The 15291-nt window shown below is 71.7% G+C and carries 16 protein-coding genes; 4 read left to right on the forward strand and 12 right to left on the reverse strand.

Features of this window, described 5'->3' with window-relative positions; translation table 11 throughout:
• Positions 1 to 22: 22 nt before the first annotated feature.
• From AB0O19_RS04895 to AB0O19_RS04905, 3 genes are all read right to left on the reverse strand, one after another.
• Positions 23 to 232, reverse strand: coding sequence for an acyl-CoA carboxylase subunit epsilon (locus AB0O19_RS04895; protein ID WP_063348879.1), 210 nt, complete (start codon positions 230 to 232; stop codon positions 23 to 25).
• Positions 233 to 315: 83 nt separating this feature from the next.
• Positions 316 to 1917, reverse strand: coding sequence for an acyl-CoA carboxylase subunit beta (locus AB0O19_RS04900; protein ID WP_363617839.1), 1602 nt, complete (start codon positions 1915 to 1917; stop codon positions 316 to 318).
• A gap of 451 nt (positions 1918 to 2368) precedes the next feature.
• The gene (locus AB0O19_RS04905; RefSeq protein WP_363617841.1) at positions 2369 to 2776 is read right to left on the reverse strand and encodes a PLD nuclease N-terminal domain-containing protein; all 408 of its coding nucleotides are present in this window, start codon (positions 2774 to 2776) and stop codon (positions 2369 to 2371) included.
• Between the two features lie 90 nt (positions 2777 to 2866).
• On the opposite strand from AB0O19_RS04905, the gene AB0O19_RS04910 reads away from it, so the two are divergent.
• Together AB0O19_RS04910 and mqnP are read left to right on the forward strand one after the other, a co-directional pair.
• Positions 2867 to 4324 (forward strand): menaquinone biosynthesis decarboxylase, encoded by a 1458-nt coding sequence (locus AB0O19_RS04910; RefSeq protein WP_363617843.1) that lies wholly within the window; start codon positions 2867 to 2869, stop codon positions 4322 to 4324.
• Positions 4325 to 4406: 82 nt separating this feature from the next.
• Positions 4407 to 5303, forward strand: coding sequence for a menaquinone biosynthesis prenyltransferase MqnP (gene mqnP / locus AB0O19_RS04915; RefSeq protein WP_363579948.1), 897 nt, complete (start codon positions 4407 to 4409; stop codon positions 5301 to 5303).
• Positions 5304 to 5351: 48 nt separating this feature from the next.
• On the opposite strand, the gene AB0O19_RS04920 is transcribed toward mqnP, so the two are convergent.
• The 6 genes from AB0O19_RS04920 to AB0O19_RS04945 form a co-directional block, all read right to left on the reverse strand.
• The gene (locus AB0O19_RS04920; RefSeq protein ID WP_363617845.1) at positions 5352 to 5609 is read right to left on the reverse strand and encodes a hypothetical protein; all 258 of its coding nucleotides are present in this window, start codon (positions 5607 to 5609) and stop codon (positions 5352 to 5354) included.
• Positions 5606 to 5956: a hypothetical protein gene (locus tag AB0O19_RS04925; RefSeq protein WP_363579950.1), complete on the reverse strand. Its 351-nt coding sequence runs from the start codon at positions 5954 to 5956 to the stop codon at positions 5606 to 5608. Before AB0O19_RS04925 ends, AB0O19_RS04920 begins: the two co-directional genes overlap by 4 nt.
• A gap of 36 nt (positions 5957 to 5992) precedes the next feature.
• The gene (locus tag AB0O19_RS04930) at positions 5993 to 6784 is read right to left on the reverse strand and encodes a hypothetical protein (protein ID WP_363617847.1); all 792 of its coding nucleotides are present in this window, start codon (positions 6782 to 6784) and stop codon (positions 5993 to 5995) included.
• A gap of 207 nt (positions 6785 to 6991) precedes the next feature.
• Positions 6992 to 7387, reverse strand: coding sequence for a glycine cleavage system protein GcvH (gene gcvH, locus AB0O19_RS04935; RefSeq protein ID WP_363617849.1), 396 nt, complete (start codon positions 7385 to 7387; stop codon positions 6992 to 6994).
• A gap of 116 nt (positions 7388 to 7503) precedes the next feature.
• Entirely contained in the window at positions 7504 to 8259 is a 756-nt protein-coding gene (locus AB0O19_RS04940) for an alpha/beta hydrolase (RefSeq protein ID WP_363579953.1), read from the reverse strand.
• A 65-nt stretch (positions 8260 to 8324) separates the two neighbouring features.
• Positions 8325 to 9551, reverse strand: a complete 1227-nt coding sequence (locus AB0O19_RS04945) for an FAD-dependent oxidoreductase (protein ID WP_363617851.1) — start codon at positions 9549 to 9551, stop codon at positions 8325 to 8327.
• Between the two features lie 102 nt (positions 9552 to 9653).
• Between AB0O19_RS04945 and AB0O19_RS04950 the strand changes: the two genes are divergently transcribed.
• Positions 9654 to 10427 carry a TetR/AcrR family transcriptional regulator gene (locus AB0O19_RS04950; protein WP_350878474.1) on the forward strand — a complete coding sequence of 258 codons (774 nt, stop codon included), beginning with the start codon at positions 9654 to 9656 and terminating at the stop codon, positions 10425 to 10427.
• Positions 10428 to 10540: 113 nt separating this feature from the next.
• Here the strand turns inward: AB0O19_RS04950 and AB0O19_RS04955 are convergent, their stop codons facing one another.
• The 3 genes from AB0O19_RS04955 to AB0O19_RS04965 form a co-directional block, all read right to left on the reverse strand.
• On the reverse strand, positions 10541 to 12619 hold the full coding sequence (locus AB0O19_RS04955) for a hypothetical protein (protein ID WP_363617853.1): 2079 nt from the start codon (positions 12617 to 12619) through the stop codon (positions 10541 to 10543).
• 248 nt (positions 12620 to 12867) lie between these two features.
• A complete protein-coding gene (locus AB0O19_RS04960) occupies positions 12868 to 13578 on the reverse strand; it encodes an MOSC N-terminal beta barrel domain-containing protein (protein ID WP_363617855.1) in 711 nt (236 codons plus the stop codon).
• Between the two features lie 128 nt (positions 13579 to 13706).
• Positions 13707 to 14450, reverse strand: coding sequence for a cyclase family protein (locus tag AB0O19_RS04965; protein WP_363617857.1), 744 nt, complete (start codon positions 14448 to 14450; stop codon positions 13707 to 13709).
• 66 nt (positions 14451 to 14516) lie between these two features.
• On the opposite strand from AB0O19_RS04965, the gene AB0O19_RS04970 reads away from it, so the two are divergent.
• Positions 14517 to 15191: a UbiX family flavin prenyltransferase gene (locus tag AB0O19_RS04970; RefSeq protein WP_350878478.1), complete on the forward strand. Its 675-nt coding sequence runs from the start codon at positions 14517 to 14519 to the stop codon at positions 15189 to 15191.
• The last annotated feature ends 100 nt before the right edge of the window (positions 15192 to 15291 follow it).

A 15291-nucleotide genomic window follows, 5' to 3' on the forward strand; every position in this document is an offset into this window, starting at 1 on the left:
CGTCGCGGGAGGTTCCGGGCCGTCAGGCGGCCTGCTGCCAGCTGACCGGCGAGTAGTAGGCCGGGCGGCGCTCCAGGCGCTGCCAGTTGGCGATCGGCTCGACCTGCGCGGTCGCGGCGGCCTGCTGCGCGACGGCCGCCCGGGCCATCAGCACGGCGGTGAGGGCGGCCAGCTCCTCGTCGGAGAGCGAGCCGCGGACGATACGGACGAGGGGTTCGGCGGAAGCAGTCATGGTCTGGTTTTCTCCCCCGGTGGCTTGTGGTGTGTGGTGGTCGCTCGGAACTGCGTGCTGCGGGCCGCGCGTGGGCGCGGGCGTTACATCGGCGGGTTGCCGTGCTTGCGGCTGGGCAGGTCGGCGTGCTTGGTGCGGAGCATGGCCAGGGCGGAGGCGATCACCTGGCGGGTCTCGGCGGGGTCGATGACGTCGTCGACGAGGCCGCGTTCGGCCGCGTAGTACGGGTGCATCAGTTCGTTCTTGTATTCCTTGATCTTCTGGGCGCGCATGGCGTCGGGGTCTTCGGCGGCGCTGATGTCGCGGCGGAAGATGACGTTGGCGGCGCCTTCGGCGCCCATGACGGCGATCTCGTTGGTGGGCCAGGCGTAGGAGAGGTCGGCGCCGATGGAGCGGGAGTCCATGACGATGTAGGCGCCGCCGTAGGCCTTGCGCAGGATGAGCTGGATGCGGGGCACGGTGGCGTTGCAGTAGGCGTAGAGGAGTTTGGCGCCGTGGCGGATGATGCCGTCGTGCTCCTGGTCGACGCCGGGCAGGAAGCCGGGGACGTCGAGCATGGTGACGAGGGGGATGTTGAAGGCGTCGCACATCTGGACGAAGCGGGCGGCCTTCTCGCTGGCGTTGATGTCGAGGACGCCGGCGAGGGACTGGGGCTGGTTGGCGATGATGCCGGTGACGTGGCCGTCGATGCGGGCCAGGACGCACAGGACGTTGGTGGCCCAGCGTTCGTGGACTTCGAGGTATTCGCCGTGGTCGACGATCTCCTCGATGACCTTGCGCATGTCGTAGGGGCGGTTGCCGTCGGCGGGGACGAGGTCGAGGAGGGTGTCGTTGCGGCGCTCGACGGGGTCGTCGTTGACGGCGGGGGGCGGCATCTCGCGGTTGTTCTGGGGGAGCAGGGAGAGGAGGTAGCGGACTTCCTCGATGCAGGACTGCTCGTCGTCGTAGACGAAGTGGGAGACGCCGGAGACGCCGGCGTGGACGTCGGCGCCGCCGAGGCCGTTCTGGCTGATCTTCTCGCCGGTGACGGCCTGGACGACGTCGGGTCCGGTGATGAACATCTGGGAGGTCTCGCGGACCATGAAGACGAAGTCGGTCAGCGCGGGGGAGTAGGCGGCGCCGCCGGCGCAGGGGCCGAGCATGACGGAGATCTGCGGGATGACGCCGGAGGCCTTGGTGTTGCGCTGGAAGATGCCGCCGTAGCCGGCGAGGGCGGTGACGCCTTCCTGGATGCGGGCGCCGGCGCCGTCGTTGAGGGAGACCAGGGGGGCTCCGGCCGCGATGGCCATGTCCATGATCTTGTGGATCTTCTGCGCGTGGGCCTCGCCCAGCGCGCCGCCGAAGATCCGGAAGTCGTGCGCGTAGGTGAAGACGGTCCGCCCGTGCACGGTGCCCCAGCCGACGATCACGCCGTCGGTGTGCGGCTTCTTCGCCTCCAGGCCGAAGCCCTGGGCGCGGTGCCGGCGCAGCGGCTCGACCTCGTGGAAGGAGCCCTCGTCCAGCAGCAGGTCGATGCGCTCGCGGGCGGTCAGCTTGCCCTTCGCGTGCTGGGCCTCGGTGGCCTTCTCGCTGGGGCCGCGCCGCACCTTCTCGCGCAGTTCGTGCAGCTCGGCGACCCGCCCGCGGGCGTCGGCCGCGACCTCGGGGACCTCGCCGTCGACTGGCGCCTCATGCACAACCGTCATCTCGAACCACTCCAAGGGTGAGGGAACTGTCCGACAGCCAACGTCTGCTGTGCCCCCGGCTGCGAATCACTTTCTTCACTTATGACTGTACGAGGGGCCGTGCGTTGGTTTCGGCGTCGATTCCGTACAAGGTCAGGTCCGTTTAGATGTCAGGCCTGCACAGAAGGGGTGGTGTCGAAGCCGGAGCGCTGGGTGTCCGTTCGAATACCGGGGGCTGTCGGTCAGGTGATGGCCCGATGATCTGAACATGAAGAAAAGTGCAGGTCAGGGCTGTTGTTCAGTAATGTAGGGCGGCTCTCTTGCGCCTTGCTCAAGCCCCGCTCAAGTCCGGTCGGGCGCCGGTGCGGATCCGTGCTAGACGGCGCCGAGTCGTAGGGAAGCGCCAAAAACACCACAGCCCACCCGATGCCGTCCGGGTGGGCTGTCCGGGGGATCCCCCCAGTGGCTCCGATCAGCTCTTTCGGCCGTCCTCGGGCTCGTCCTCGCCCCGCAGCTCCTGCTCGCGGCGGCGCAAATCGGCCTCCCACTGCTTCAGCATGTCCTCGTGATCCTTGTCGCTCCTCTTCAACGAGGCGAGGAATTCGGGGTCGTCGTCCGGTGCGAGCGGGCGGCCGTCGCGCCGGACCGGCTGCCCCGGACGGCCGTCGGCGTCGTCGGCCGCCCCCGTCCGCAGGAGGCCGCGCTGCTTGCCGGCCACCAGCCAGGCGATCGGGCCCACCGGCGGGAACAGCAGCACGATGAGCACCCACAACGGCTTGGGCAGGTGCTTCACCTGGTCCTCGGGCGTGGTCAGGCAGTCGATGAACGCCCACACCCAGAGCGCGAGCGGAAGGATGATGGTCAGAAGAATTCTCAGCACGGCGGCGATCTCCCTGCGGGGCGGTCGGGGCGGGTGCCTTCCCGGGGCCCTTGACGGAGCCAGGCTATCCGGTGGCGGATACTGACAGGCATGGCATACGACGATCTCCGCTCGTTCCTGCGGGCACTCGACCGTGAGGGCGACCTCAAGCGCATCAAGGCAGAGGTGGACCCGCACCTGGAGATCGGCGAGATCGTCGACCGGGTCCAGAAGGCCAAGGGCCCCGCGCTGCTCTTCGAGAACGTCAAGGGCTCGTCGATGCCGCTCGCGATGAACGTCTTCGGCACCGAGCGGCGCCTCGCCAAGGCGCTCGGCCTCAAGGGCCCGGACGACATCTCGGAGAAGATCGCCGGCCTGCTCAAGCCCGAGCTGCCGCAGGGCTTCACCGGCTTCCGGGACGCCTTCGGCAAGCTCGCCTCGATGGCGCACGTGCCGCCCCGGCACGTGAAGTCCGGTGACGCGCCGGTCCAGGAGGTCGTGCTCACCGGCGACGACGTCAACCTGGACGAGCTGCCCGCCCTGTTCACCTGGCCGATGGACGGCGGCTCCTTCTTCAACCTGGGCCTCACCCACACCAAGGACCCGGACAGCGGCATCCGCAACCTCGGGCTCTACCGGCTCCAGCGGCACGACCGCCGCACCATCGGCATGCACTGGCAGATCCACAAGGACAGCCGCAACCACTACGCGGTGGCCGCGAAGCGCGGCGAGCGGCTGCCGGTCGCGATCGCCTTCGGCTGCCCGCCCGCCGTGACCTACGCGGCCACCGCGCCGCTGCCCGGCGACATCGACGAGTACCTGTTCGCCGGCTTCGTCGCCGGGGAGCGGGTGAAGATGGTCGACTGCAAGACCGTCCCGCTCCAGGTCCCGGCCGACGCCGAGGTGGTGCTGGAGGGCTGGCTGGAGCCCGGCGAGATGCTCCCCGAGGGCCCGTTCGGCGACCACACCGGCTTCTACACCCCGCAGGAGCCGTTCCCGGCGCTGAAGATCGACTGCGTGACGATGCGCCGCCGTCCGATCCTCCAGTCCATCGTGGTCGGCCGCCCGCCGACCGAGGACGGCCCGTTGGGCAAGTTCACCGAGCGGTTCTTCCTGCCGCTGCTGAAGATCATCATCCCGGACATCGTCGACTACGACCTGCCCGAGGCCGGCGGCTTCCACAACTGCGTGATCGTCTCGATCGACAAGAAGTACCCCAAGCACGCCCAGAAGACGATGCACGCCATCTGGGGCGCCCACATGATGTCGCTGACCAAGCTGATCATCGTGGTGGACTCCGACTGCGACGTGCACGACTACCAGGAGGTCGCCTGGCGGGCCTTCGGCAACGTCGACTACAGCCGCGACCTCACCGTCGTCGAGGGCCCGGTCGACCACCTCGACCACGCCTCCTACCAGCAGTTCTGGGGCGGCAAGGCCGGCATCGACGCGACCCGCAAGCTCCCCGAGGAGGGGTACACCCGGGACGGCGGGTGGCCCGAGATGGTCGAGTCGGACCCGGCCACCGCCGAACGAGTGACCCGTCGCTGGAAGGAATACGGACTGTGAGGAGATACGGCACTATGGGGTCGGACCAGACGCAGGGGGCTGCCGCTCCCCGCACCGGCGGGGGTCTCCCGGAGTACGGACTGTGAGCACCGCTGCGGTCGAGACGCCCGGGCGCACGAAGGCCTTCCTGCGCCTGGTGATGATCGAGCACTCGGTCTTCGCCCTGCCCTTCGCCTACACCGCCGCACTGACGGCCATGTTCCTCGCCGACAAGCGGGTGCACTGGGGCGAGCTGTTCATCGTCACCGTCTGCATGGTCGGCCTGCGCACCTTCGCCATGGCCGCCAACCGGATCATCGACCGCGAGATCGACGCCCGGAACCCGCGCACGGCCTCGCGCGAACTCGTCACGGGTGCGGTGTCGCTGAAGACGGCGTACGCCGGCTCGGCCGTGGCGCTGATCGTCTTCCTCGGCGCGGCGGCGATGCTCAACCCGCTCTGCCTGGCGCTCGCGCCGGTCGCCGTCGTGCCGATGGTGGTCTACCCGTACGGCAAGCGCTTCACCGACTTCCCGCAGGCCATCCTGGGCCTCGCCCAGGCCATGGGCCCGGTCGGCGCCTGGCTCGCGGTGACCGGCACCTGGTCGTGGGACGCCCTCGTACTGGGCGTCGCGGTCGGCGTGTGGATCGGCGGCTTCGACCTCATCTACGCCTGCCAGGACGTCGAGTCCGACCGGCACGGCAAGGTGCGGTCGGTACCGGCCCGCTTCGGCATCCCGGCGGCCATCCGGGGCGCGCGGGTGTGCCACCTCGTCACGACGCTCCTGCTGGGGTGGTTCGCGCTCCGGACCCACGCCGGCGCGGCGTTCTGGGTCGGCCTGGTCGTCGTCGCGGGGGCGTTCGTCTACGAGCACACCATCGTCAAGCCGAACGACCTGTCCAAGCTGAACCGGGCCTTCTTCCAGACCAACGGCTTCGTGGGCATCTCGCTGTTCGCCTTCGCCCTGCTGGACCTGATCATCCGCGGGCTCGGGGTCTGAGCCCCGCGGAGTCACGTGCGTGGACCCCGTCGCCTCGGGAGACCTGGATCAGGTGAGCGGCGGGGTCAGCTGGCAGACGACGACGAGTTCGAGTCGGGGGACGATGTAGCAAGTGATCAGTCCTCCGGCGACGTCGAGGCACTGCATGGGCTCGCCACTGCCCTCGTACGTGGTGCCATCCAGGTAGAGCGCTTCGGCTGCCCGAACCAGTTCGGCGGCCTTCTGCTCGACTGCCGAGAGGAAACCGGCCGGTGCCCCGCCGGTGACGTGCTCCTCGCTGGGCAGGTACTCCCAGCTCCAGCTCACCCGTTCACCGCCGAGAAGGCGGACCGGTACAGCACGGCGACCTCCGTGGCGTGTCGGCGGCACTCCTCAACGGTTGCGGCGTGGTTGGCCAGGTAGTTCTCCCGGTGGTAGGTCTGCGCCGTGGCCGGGACCCGCTCGATCTCCACCACGGTGGCCCAGTGGGCAACGAACGCGCGGATCGGGTTGACGCTGCCTGCCTCGATGGCCGCCGCCATGGCTCTGGTCTGCCCCTCCACCATCTCCGGAAGCCGGTCGGCAGCCACCACGGCGAGCGCGGCCTTGATCGCCGCGGGGGTCTTCTCAGGCCGAGGGATGAGTTCGGTTCCATTCGACACCGGCTGACTCACAGGGCGCTCCTCTCGTCTCGTCCGAGCCTAGCCGGGTCAGCGGAACAGGGCGGCGTGATCCGTGGCCCAGGTGCGGAAGTTGCGGGGTGGGTGGCCGGTGAGGTCCTGGACCGTCGTGGTGGCCGGGTTCGGGGTGGTGATGCGGGCGTGGACGAAGTCCAGTGCGCTGTCGACGGCCGCTCCGGGCCGACCGGTGGCGGACATGCGGCGGCGGGCCGCCTCGCGGGGGATCTCCTGCCACTTCACCGGGCGGCCGGCGGCCTCGCCGATGATGTCCACCTGTTCCGCCTGGGTGGGGCACTCCGGGCCGGTGAGCAGGTAGCGCGCGCCGTCGTGGCCGTCCTCGGTGAGGGCGCGGACGGCGACCGCCGCGATGTCCCGCTCGTCCACCGGGTTCAGTCCGGCCGCGCCGCCGTAGCCCTGTACGGCGCCCCCGGAGCGGATCTCCTCCGCCCACTGGAGCGCGGCGGTGAACCCGTGCGCCCGCAGCACCGTGTGCCGGACCCCGCTCCCGGCGAGCAGCGCCTCCACCTCGCCCTCGGCCCGGACGGCCGGCGAGGAGAGGAGCACCACCCGCCCGGCCTCCCGGGCCAGCACCCCCACCGCGTCCGCCGCCTCGTCCGCCGTGGGGAACGGCCACCCCAGCAGTACCGCGCCTGCCCCCTGGACCGCCGCCTCCAGCGATGCCGGGTCGAGCAGGGCCCGCTGCGTCAGCGTCCGCACCCGCACCCCGGCGGCGGCGAGCTGCAGCCCGACGTGTCGCTCGACCGCTCCGGGGACGCCGACCGCCAGCACAGGTGACGTGCCATCAACTCGCTTATCTGTCATGTCTCGAACGTAGGCGAGAACCATGAGACGCCCCATGCTTGCGGGTCTCCGGTTCATGCGCCATCGTCTATCAGGCGCGCGCCAACTCGCGTGCGCCCCCGAGTGCTTCGCGCGCCGACCTCGCCCTGGCCTCCGCCACCTGACCGGGTGCTGGCTGCGCACAGGAAGTCGGCGAGTCCGACTTCCTGTGCGCTCGGCCCGGGGCGGCTACTCCGAACGGTCGGAGATGAAGGCCTCGTACTGGGCGGCCGTGAGCAACTGCTTCAGCTCGTCGGGCTTGGTGGCGGTGAGCTCGACGATCCAGCCGTCGCCGTACGGGTCCGTGTTGATCAGCTCGGGTTCGTCGCTCAGGCCCTCGTTCACCGCGGTGACCGTTCCGGTGAGCGGCATGAAGATATCGCTCACCGACTTGACCGACTCCACCGTGCCGAACGCTTCGTCGGATTCGAGCTGCTTTCCCGCGGTGGGGACGTCGACGAAGACGATGTCACCGAGCTGCTTCTGCGCGAAGTCGGTGATGCCCACCTGGGCCTTGTCCTTGCCGGTGGTCCGCACCCACTCGTGGTTCTTGGTGTACTTGAGGTCTTTCGGGACGTTGGCCATGGAGATCTCCGCGAGGTCGAGGCGACTGCACTGACGGATCGTCAGTCATGCGGACGAGCCTGCTACAGGTCCCCGCCCCTCGCCGCGAAGCGCACCCGGTCGGGTGAAGGCGGGTGTCAGTTGTGCAGGAAGGACTCCAGTGAGGTGGCCAGCGCCACCGGCGTCTCGTACATCGGGTAGTGGCCGCTGCCGCCGAGCTCCTCCAGTTCGGCGTTGGGGTAGTGGGCGAGCCAGGTGCCGCGCATCACGTCGGCGGTCAGGGCGAGGTCGTGTGCGCCCACGATCACCTTGACGGGGACGGGGTTTCCGCTGATGCGGCGTTCCAGGTCGGCCGTCGCCCAGTCCCGCACGTACCCGCCGAAGGCCTCGGGCGTGGAGAGTCGGAGCGACTGGTCGACCATGCGGTCCAGCCAGACCCGGCCCGCCCGCTGTCCGGTGACCAGGTCGAGGATCGCGTACCGCTTCTCGCGGTCCTCGGCGGCGCCGTAGAACAGCGCCTCGCCGTCGGCGTCCAGCGGGTAGGCCCCGGCGGGGACGGGTGCCAGGCCGACGAGCTTGCGCACCCGCAGCGGCGCCTCGGCCAGCACCTGCTGCGCGGCCTTGCCGCCCATCGAGTGGCCGATCAGCGAGAAGCGGTCCCAGCCGAGCTGGTCGGCCAGGGCGAGCGTGTCGGCGGCGATCTCGGCGAGCGTGTAGGAGCCGGTGACGTCCTTGCGCTCCCCGTAGCCCCGGTAGTCGAGGAACGCGTAGCTGAAGGCCCTGCCGTCGAGGTAGTCGAGGAAGGGCCCCCAGCCCGCGCTGGTGCCGAACCAGTCGTGCAGGACCAGGACGTGGTGGTCGCCGGTGCCGGTCGAGCGGTGAGGGATCGTCATGCCCTCGGTCCTTCCCCGGAAGCCTCCCGCCCGAACGGCCGGTCTCCGGCCCGTACGGCGGCCGGCTACGCCGTGGGCCGTCGGGCGAAGGCCGGGGCGTGTTCGGGGCGGGGGCCGAAGGCGATCAGGCGGGAGATGCCCAGCCGGACCGCCGGGACGTGGCGGACGAGCGCGGCGAATCCCATCGGCGGGCCGGACCGCCGGCCGGTGAGCGCCGGGGCGAACATCACGCCGTGCAGGATCCGCTGCAACCGCTGGATGACCACGGTCGGCATCTGGCGCCGCCGTTGCACCCGGGCGAGTGCGGCGGTGGTCGGGCGGCCGCGCAGCAGCGGCTCGGCGAGCAGGGTGGCGGCCGCGACGGCGTCCTGGATGGCGAGGTTGATGCCCACCCCGCCGGCCGGGGACATCGCGTGGGCGGCGTCGCCGATCAGCAGCAGGCCGTCGGTGTACCAGCGGTCCAGCCGGTTGAGCCGGGCGTCGAGCATGTGGACGTCGTCCATGCCCGCCAACTGGTCGACGCGGTCGGCGTACTGGGGCAGCAGCCGGGCGATCCGCTCGCGGAAGCGCTCCACGCCCTCGGCGCGCAGCTGCGGGTCGGAGCCCTTGGGCTTGAAGTAGGCGATCTGGAAGTAGCCGTCGCGGGCGATGCTGAGGGCCAGTTCGCCGTTGCCGAAGCCGGCGACGAGGCTGGGCGGCGCGGCCTGCTCCTCCGCGTGCCGGGGCAGGCGGAACCACCAGACGTCGAAGGGCACCGGGTACTCCTCGGCCACCAGGCCGGCCGCCTTGCGCAGGGTCGAGTGCCGGCCGTCGGTGCCGACGGTGAGGTCGGCGCGGAGCTCGCCCTGCTCGCCGTCCCGGGTGCGGTAGCGCACGCCGGCCACCCGGCCGTTCTCCTGGATCAGCCCGGTGGCCTCGGTGTTCATCCGCAGGGTGAAGGTGGGCTCCTGCCGGGCTTCCTCGACCAGGAAGTTGAGCAGGTCCCACTGCGGCATCATCGCGATGTAGTTGTACGGCGCGGGCAGCCGGTCGTAGGCGCTCAGCGGGACTTGGCCGACGCCGGGCACCGGCACCACCAGGTTGCCGAGCCGGCTCTGCGGCAGCGCGGCGAACTTCCGGCCGAGGCCGAGTTCGTCCATCAGTCGCACGGTGGAGGCGTGGACGGTGTCGCCGCGGAAGTCCCGCAGGAAGTCCCCGTGCTTCTCCAGCACGGTCACCTCGACACCCGCCCGGGCCAGCAGCAGGCCCAACATCATTCCGGCCGGTCCGCCCCCGGAGATCACGACGCTCATGGCTCTCTCCCTTGCTGTGCTCGGTTGATCACCTTCCGTGTGGAACTTGCATTTACAGAGTCTCTGGAACCGTCTCAGGTGTCAAGTAGTATGCTGCTTCACATGAAGGATCTGGTGGCGGCCGCCCTCGCGGCGGCGAAGGACCGGGGCCAGGACGTCGCGGACGTCCCGCTGACGGCGATCGCCGCGACGGCCGGAATCTCCCGCAGTACCCTGCTGCGCAGGCTCGGCGGCTGCCGGGCACCGCTGGACGAGGCGGTCCGGCAGGCGGGCGTCGACCCGGGCGGACGGCCGCCGGTACGGGAGCGCGCGATCGCGGCGGCGGCCGGGCTGGTGGCCGAACGCGGCCTGGGCGGGGTCACCCTGGACGCCGTGGCGGACCGCGCCGAGTGCTCGCTGCCCAGCCTGCACACCGTCTTCGAGGGCCGGGACGGCCTGCTCACCGCCGTCTTCCTCCAGTACGGCCCGCTGCCGGACCTGGAAGCGCTCGCCGCGAACCCGCCGGAGTGCCTGGAGGACACCGTCCGGGCACTTCACCGCGCCTTCGCCGCGGCCTTCGACCGTCGGCCCCGGGTCATGCCGGCGGTCTTCGCCGACCTGTTCGCCCGGCCGGACGGCCCCGCCTCCCGGATGATGGCGGCCCACCTGCCGCGACTGTTCGACGGCCTCGGCCGGCTGCTGCTGCCGCACGTCGAGGCCGGACGGCTGCGGCCGCTGCCGCTCCCGGTGCTGGGCCAGCTGCTGTTCGGCCCGCTGATCAACCACATCCTGCTGCGGCCGGTCCACGAACCGGTGCTCGGCGCCGGACTGCCCTCGCTGGAGGAGTCCATCGACCTCTTCGCCGAGGCCTACCTGCGGGCGGTCGCCCTGCCGTAGCGGCGCCGGGAGACTGCCTGATCCGTTCCTGGGCCCTGGGACGTGTCCCCCGGAAAGCGCCGAGCCCCGGCTCGCCGGGCGGAGCCGGGGAGCCGGGGCTCGGACGGGGGTGGTCAGGCGCTGCGGCGGCGGCGCGCGACGAAGAGCGCGCCGATGCCGCTGACGAGCAGGGCGGCGGCGCCCGCCGCGGTCCTGATGACGCCGTCCGACCCGGTGTGGGCGAGCTGGCCGCCCGCCAGCTGGGCGGTGGTGCCCGTAGTGCCCGTGGTGCCGGTGGTGTCGGTCTCGTCGGCGGTGCCGGTGGTGTAGGTGGTCCGGATGACGGGGCCGGTGTCGACGCCGGAGGTGTCGGCGGTCGCAGCGGTGAGCTGGATCGCGCTGCCCTGCGGGCCCGCGTCGGCGGCGTGGGCGGTGCCCTCGTTGATGAGGGCGGACGGGTTGACGAAGGTCTGGCCGACCTTGGCCTCGGCGGTGTAGGCGAGGCGGACGTGCTTGGTGATGGTCGCGCCTGCCGCGAGGCCGTCGCCGCTGAGGAGGTAGCGGGCGGGGCCGCCGGACTGGGGGCCCGGGGTGCCGGGCACGGTCTCCCAGGCGCCGTCGGCCTTCTGCATCTCCAGGACGCTGTGCGGGTCGACCCACAGGATGGTGGCGAGCTTGCCGAACCGGGAGGCGCTGGGGTTGTCGACGGTGACGTCGAACTCGACCGGGGCGCCGCCGACGACGGCGGTGGTCGGCGCGTTCCTGAGCTGGACGGCCAGCGACTTCACCGCGACGTCCTTGGTGGCCTCGGCGAGCACGGTGTCCTCGGCCGCCGGGTCGACGACGGCGGAGTAGAGCTTGGTCGGCTGGTTGTAGCCGCCCGCGTCGTTGTTGCCCACGGCGGCGAGCCGCAGCTGGACGGTCCTGGTGGCGCCGGCGGGGACGGTCAGGCCGGTGACCTTGCCGCTGAAGTTGAAGGCCCTGTCGCTCTGCTCGAAGGTCAGCTCGACCGGCTTCCAGGTGCCGTCGGCGTCGCGGTACTCGATGGCGAACGCGTCGCGCACCCGGGCGTGCACGTTGCTCACGTTGAGCTTCAGGGTGAACGGGGCCTCGGCGGTGCCCGGGTTGGTGACGGTCTCGGAGAACTCGACGGGCTCGCCGCCGAACCCGATCGGGGACGGCTCCTGGACGGTCAGCGCCGGCTTGGCGGTGGCCGGGGCGGCGGTGACGTCGATCGCGACGAACTGGGGGCCGACGATCGCCTGCATGGCCCCGCTGCCCTGGTCGACCATCGCCCACGGGTGGATGTAGGCCGTGCCGAGCGGGGCGTCGGCGGTGAACGCGAAGCGGACGTGCCGGGTGTCGCTGCTGCCGGCGGCGATGGTCCTGTCGTCGGTGAGGTGGTACGTGACCCGGTCGGAGCCCGGCTGGCTGCTGGGGGTGCCGGTGATGTTCTCCCAGGTGCCGTCGGCCTTCCGCACCTGGAGCGTGCTGTGCTGGTCCGCCTCCACGACCTTGTCGACGGTGGTGTAGCGGGAGGCGCTGGGGTTGGTCACGGTGACGTCGAACTCGACCGGGGCGCCGCCGGCGACGGCGGTGGTCGGCGCGTCCTTGACCTGCACGGTGAGGGCCTTGGCCGCGACCTGGTCGGTGCTCCCGTCGAGGACGGTGGTACCGGTCGCGTCGAGGACGGCGGAGCTGAGCGTGACGGTCGAGTCCTGGTTGGACCAGTAGGCGGCGAGCTCGGTGGTGAGGCGCAGCTGGACGGTCCTGGTGGCGCCGGCGGCGACGGTCAGGCCGGGGACGGTGTCGGCGACGGGCTTCCAGGTGCCGTCCGCGTCGCGGTAGTCGACCTTGATGGCGTGCGTCGCGATGGGGCCCGCGCCGCTCGTGCCGATCCTCAGGGTGAACGAGGCCTCGGTGGTGCCGGGGTTCGTGATGGTCTCGGTGAACTCGACCGGCTGTCCGCCGCGGCCGACCGTCGCCGGTGCGTTGACCTTCAGCGACGGCTTGTCGGCCGTGGCCGGCGCGGCGGGGGCGGTCGCGGCGGCCTTCGCGGTGCCCTCTGCCGGGGCGGGGGCGGTGGCGGCGGCCGGCGCCTGGGAGGCGTACGCGGCCGGGGAGGAAAGCACCGCGCCGGTGGCCAGCAGCACGCCGAGGGTGGCGGCGGTGAGGACGGTGGAGCGGGAACGACGGGCGCGGACAGCAGACAAGGAAATACCCCCCGGGGTTTTCTGCCGTCGGTATTTCAGCCGCCGGCCGGTACATGTGGTGGAAGTCGGACCCGAAGTTCGAGGGCGTCGCCCCCAGCGCCTCTCGCGGTCCGGGTTCGGCGGGCTTCCCCGCCTCTCACTGACATAGACGTGCGGCGGCCGCTGGGGTTGCAGCTGATCCAGAAGTTTTTTCGAAAATCTCTGAGACCGCCCTGACCTGAGGTTCTTCTCCCCGGCTCCCGCCGGTCTCAGTGCAGCGCGAGCTCGTCGCCCACGCTCAGCCGCCCGGGGGCGGCGACCTCGGCGAGGGCGTCGAGCCGGCCGTCGTGGGCGTGCACGATCGCCTTGAGGATCTCGGCGGCGTGCGGCAGCCCCGGCTGCGGGGCGCCGGTCATCGCGCAGCGCTCGCTGGAGCGGACGAAGGCGAGGCGGGCGTCGGTGCCGCCGTGGCCCTCCCGGCCGAACCAGCGGTCCTCGACGAAGGGCGGGGTGCCCGGGGGCGTCCGCAGCAGGATGTTGGGGCGGAACCGGCGCTCGTCGACCACCGTGAAGGGGGCGGCCTCGCGGACCCAGTCCAGGGTGGCGGTGGTGAGCACGCTGACCGGCAGCTGGTCGAAGTGGGAGACGGCGTCCTCGCGGGCGAGTTCGACGTCCTCGCGCTGGAGGTAGGCGCGCAGGAACGCGGCCGGGTCGGCGACCGGGCGGCCGAGCGGGTCGAACAGTTCGGGGCCGTCGATCCGGTGGCCGAGGCGGGCGGAGAGGCGGAGCAGGCCGTCCATCCGGCGGAAGCGGCGGGTGTTCTTGCCCGAGCCGAGCTTGCCGTCCGCGTCGCGGACGGCGTAGAGGCGGTCGCCGGCCAGGCCGCGCTCGTCCACCTCGACGGAGTCGAGCCGTTCGCCGCCGGTGGACTTCACGGGGTAGCGCCAGAGTCGCTCGATCACTCCGATGATCTCTGCCATGGGCGGACAGCGTAGCGGCGGCGCCGGGGGATGGTCTAGACCAAGTCCCGTGCGGCGACTGGCCGGAGCGGCCCAGGGCGTGTCTTCGAACCCCCGTCGGCGCGCGGGCGGAGGCTTGGAGACACGCCCTAGCCCAGCCGGGCCACCGCCCGGACCGGCGCACCGTCCGCCGCCGCCAGCCGCAGGGGGAACAGTGACACCTCGACCGGCCGCCCGGCCTCCTGGGCGTCCAGCAGCGCCCGCAGATCGGTCAGGTTCTCGGCGATCACCCCGCCGCCGGGCGCCCCCAGCAGCACCCGGTGCGCGGCGAGGGTCGGCTCGTCGGCACCGGGCTGGTCGTGCTCGTCGGTGAGGTCCGCGAGCAGCGCGGCGACCGCCGGGTCGCCCGGGCCCGGGTCGGGGGTGGGGTCGACGCTCAGCGCGTCCACCCCGACGGTCCGCACCCCGGCGGCGACGATCGCCTCGGCGGCGTCCGCGGTCAGGCTGGGGTGCGCGAGGTAGGCGTCGGTGCCCCAGTGCCGGGCCCAGCCGGTGGCGAGCAGCAGGACGGACCCCTCGCCGACGCGCGCCAGGGCGGGCGCGAGCAACTCGGGGGTGACGGCGGCCCGGGGCTCCAGCCCGCGCAGGTCGGCGAGCACCGCGGGGCCGGTGAACCGCTCCAGCGGCAGCCCGTCCAGGGTCGGCCAGGTGACGTCCACGTGGTACGGCGCGTCCACGTGCGTCCCGGACTGCGAGCCGAGGTGCAGGGCCAGCACGTTCACCCCGGCGGTGGCGGTGGTGAGCGCGGGCTCCAACAGGACGGCCGGATCGCCGGGGTAGACCGGCATCGCGGTGGTCACCTGATGGGTGAGGTCGACGAGGGTCGCTGCCATGCCCCCATCCTTCCAGGGGAGCCCGCGGATGAGGCCCGACCGGGTGAGTCCGGATAGAAATGGGACATGGGAACAGTCAAGCGTCAGCCGTGGGTGGTCGGGGTCTCTGGTGCGTCGGGGACGCCGTACGCCGCCTCGGTGATCCGGGCGCTGCTCGCCGCCGGGGAGCCGGTGGACCTGATCGTCAGCCGAGCCGCCCGGCTCACCATCCTCGACGAGACCGGCATCTCCTTCCGGGACGCCCACTGGCGCGCCGACCTGGCCGCCTGGCTGGGCTCCGACGAGGGCCTGGACGACGTCCGCTACTGGCCCGCCGGGGACTTCGCGGCCGGCCCGTCCAGCGGCTCGTACCCGGCCAAGGGCATGCTGGTGGTGCCCGCGACCACCGGCGCGGTGGCCGGGATCGCGCTCGGCCTGAGCAAGGACCTGCTGCAGCGGGTGGCCAGCGTCACCCTCAAGGAGCGCCGCCCGCTGGTCGTGTGCGTGCGCGAGACGCCACTCAACGGGGTGACGTTGAAGCACCTGGTGGAGCTCGACGCGCAGGGCGCCGTCGTCCTCCCCGCCTCGCCCGGTTTCTACGCCGGCGGCTCGACCGTGCGGGAACTCGTCGACTTCGTGGCCGGCCGGGTGCTGGACGCGGTCGGCGTCCCGCATTCCCTGTACCTGCGCTGGGAAGGGGAGTTGGGGGCGGCGGCCCGCCGGGCCGACGAGAACGGCAGCGTGTCGACTGAGGGGGAGTGAGGAGGCCGGGGGCGGGAGAGTATCTTCTCTGCGATATCCGGGTTGTTCCGCGCATGGCGCCTTGGAATCCGGATAATGATCTGTGGGTCTGGTGAGGTTC

The sequence above is a fragment of the Kitasatospora sp. NPDC091276 genome (genome assembly GCF_040684355.1).
In the GTDB taxonomy this organism is placed as follows: Bacteria; Actinomycetota; Actinomycetes; order Streptomycetales; family Streptomycetaceae; genus Kitasatospora.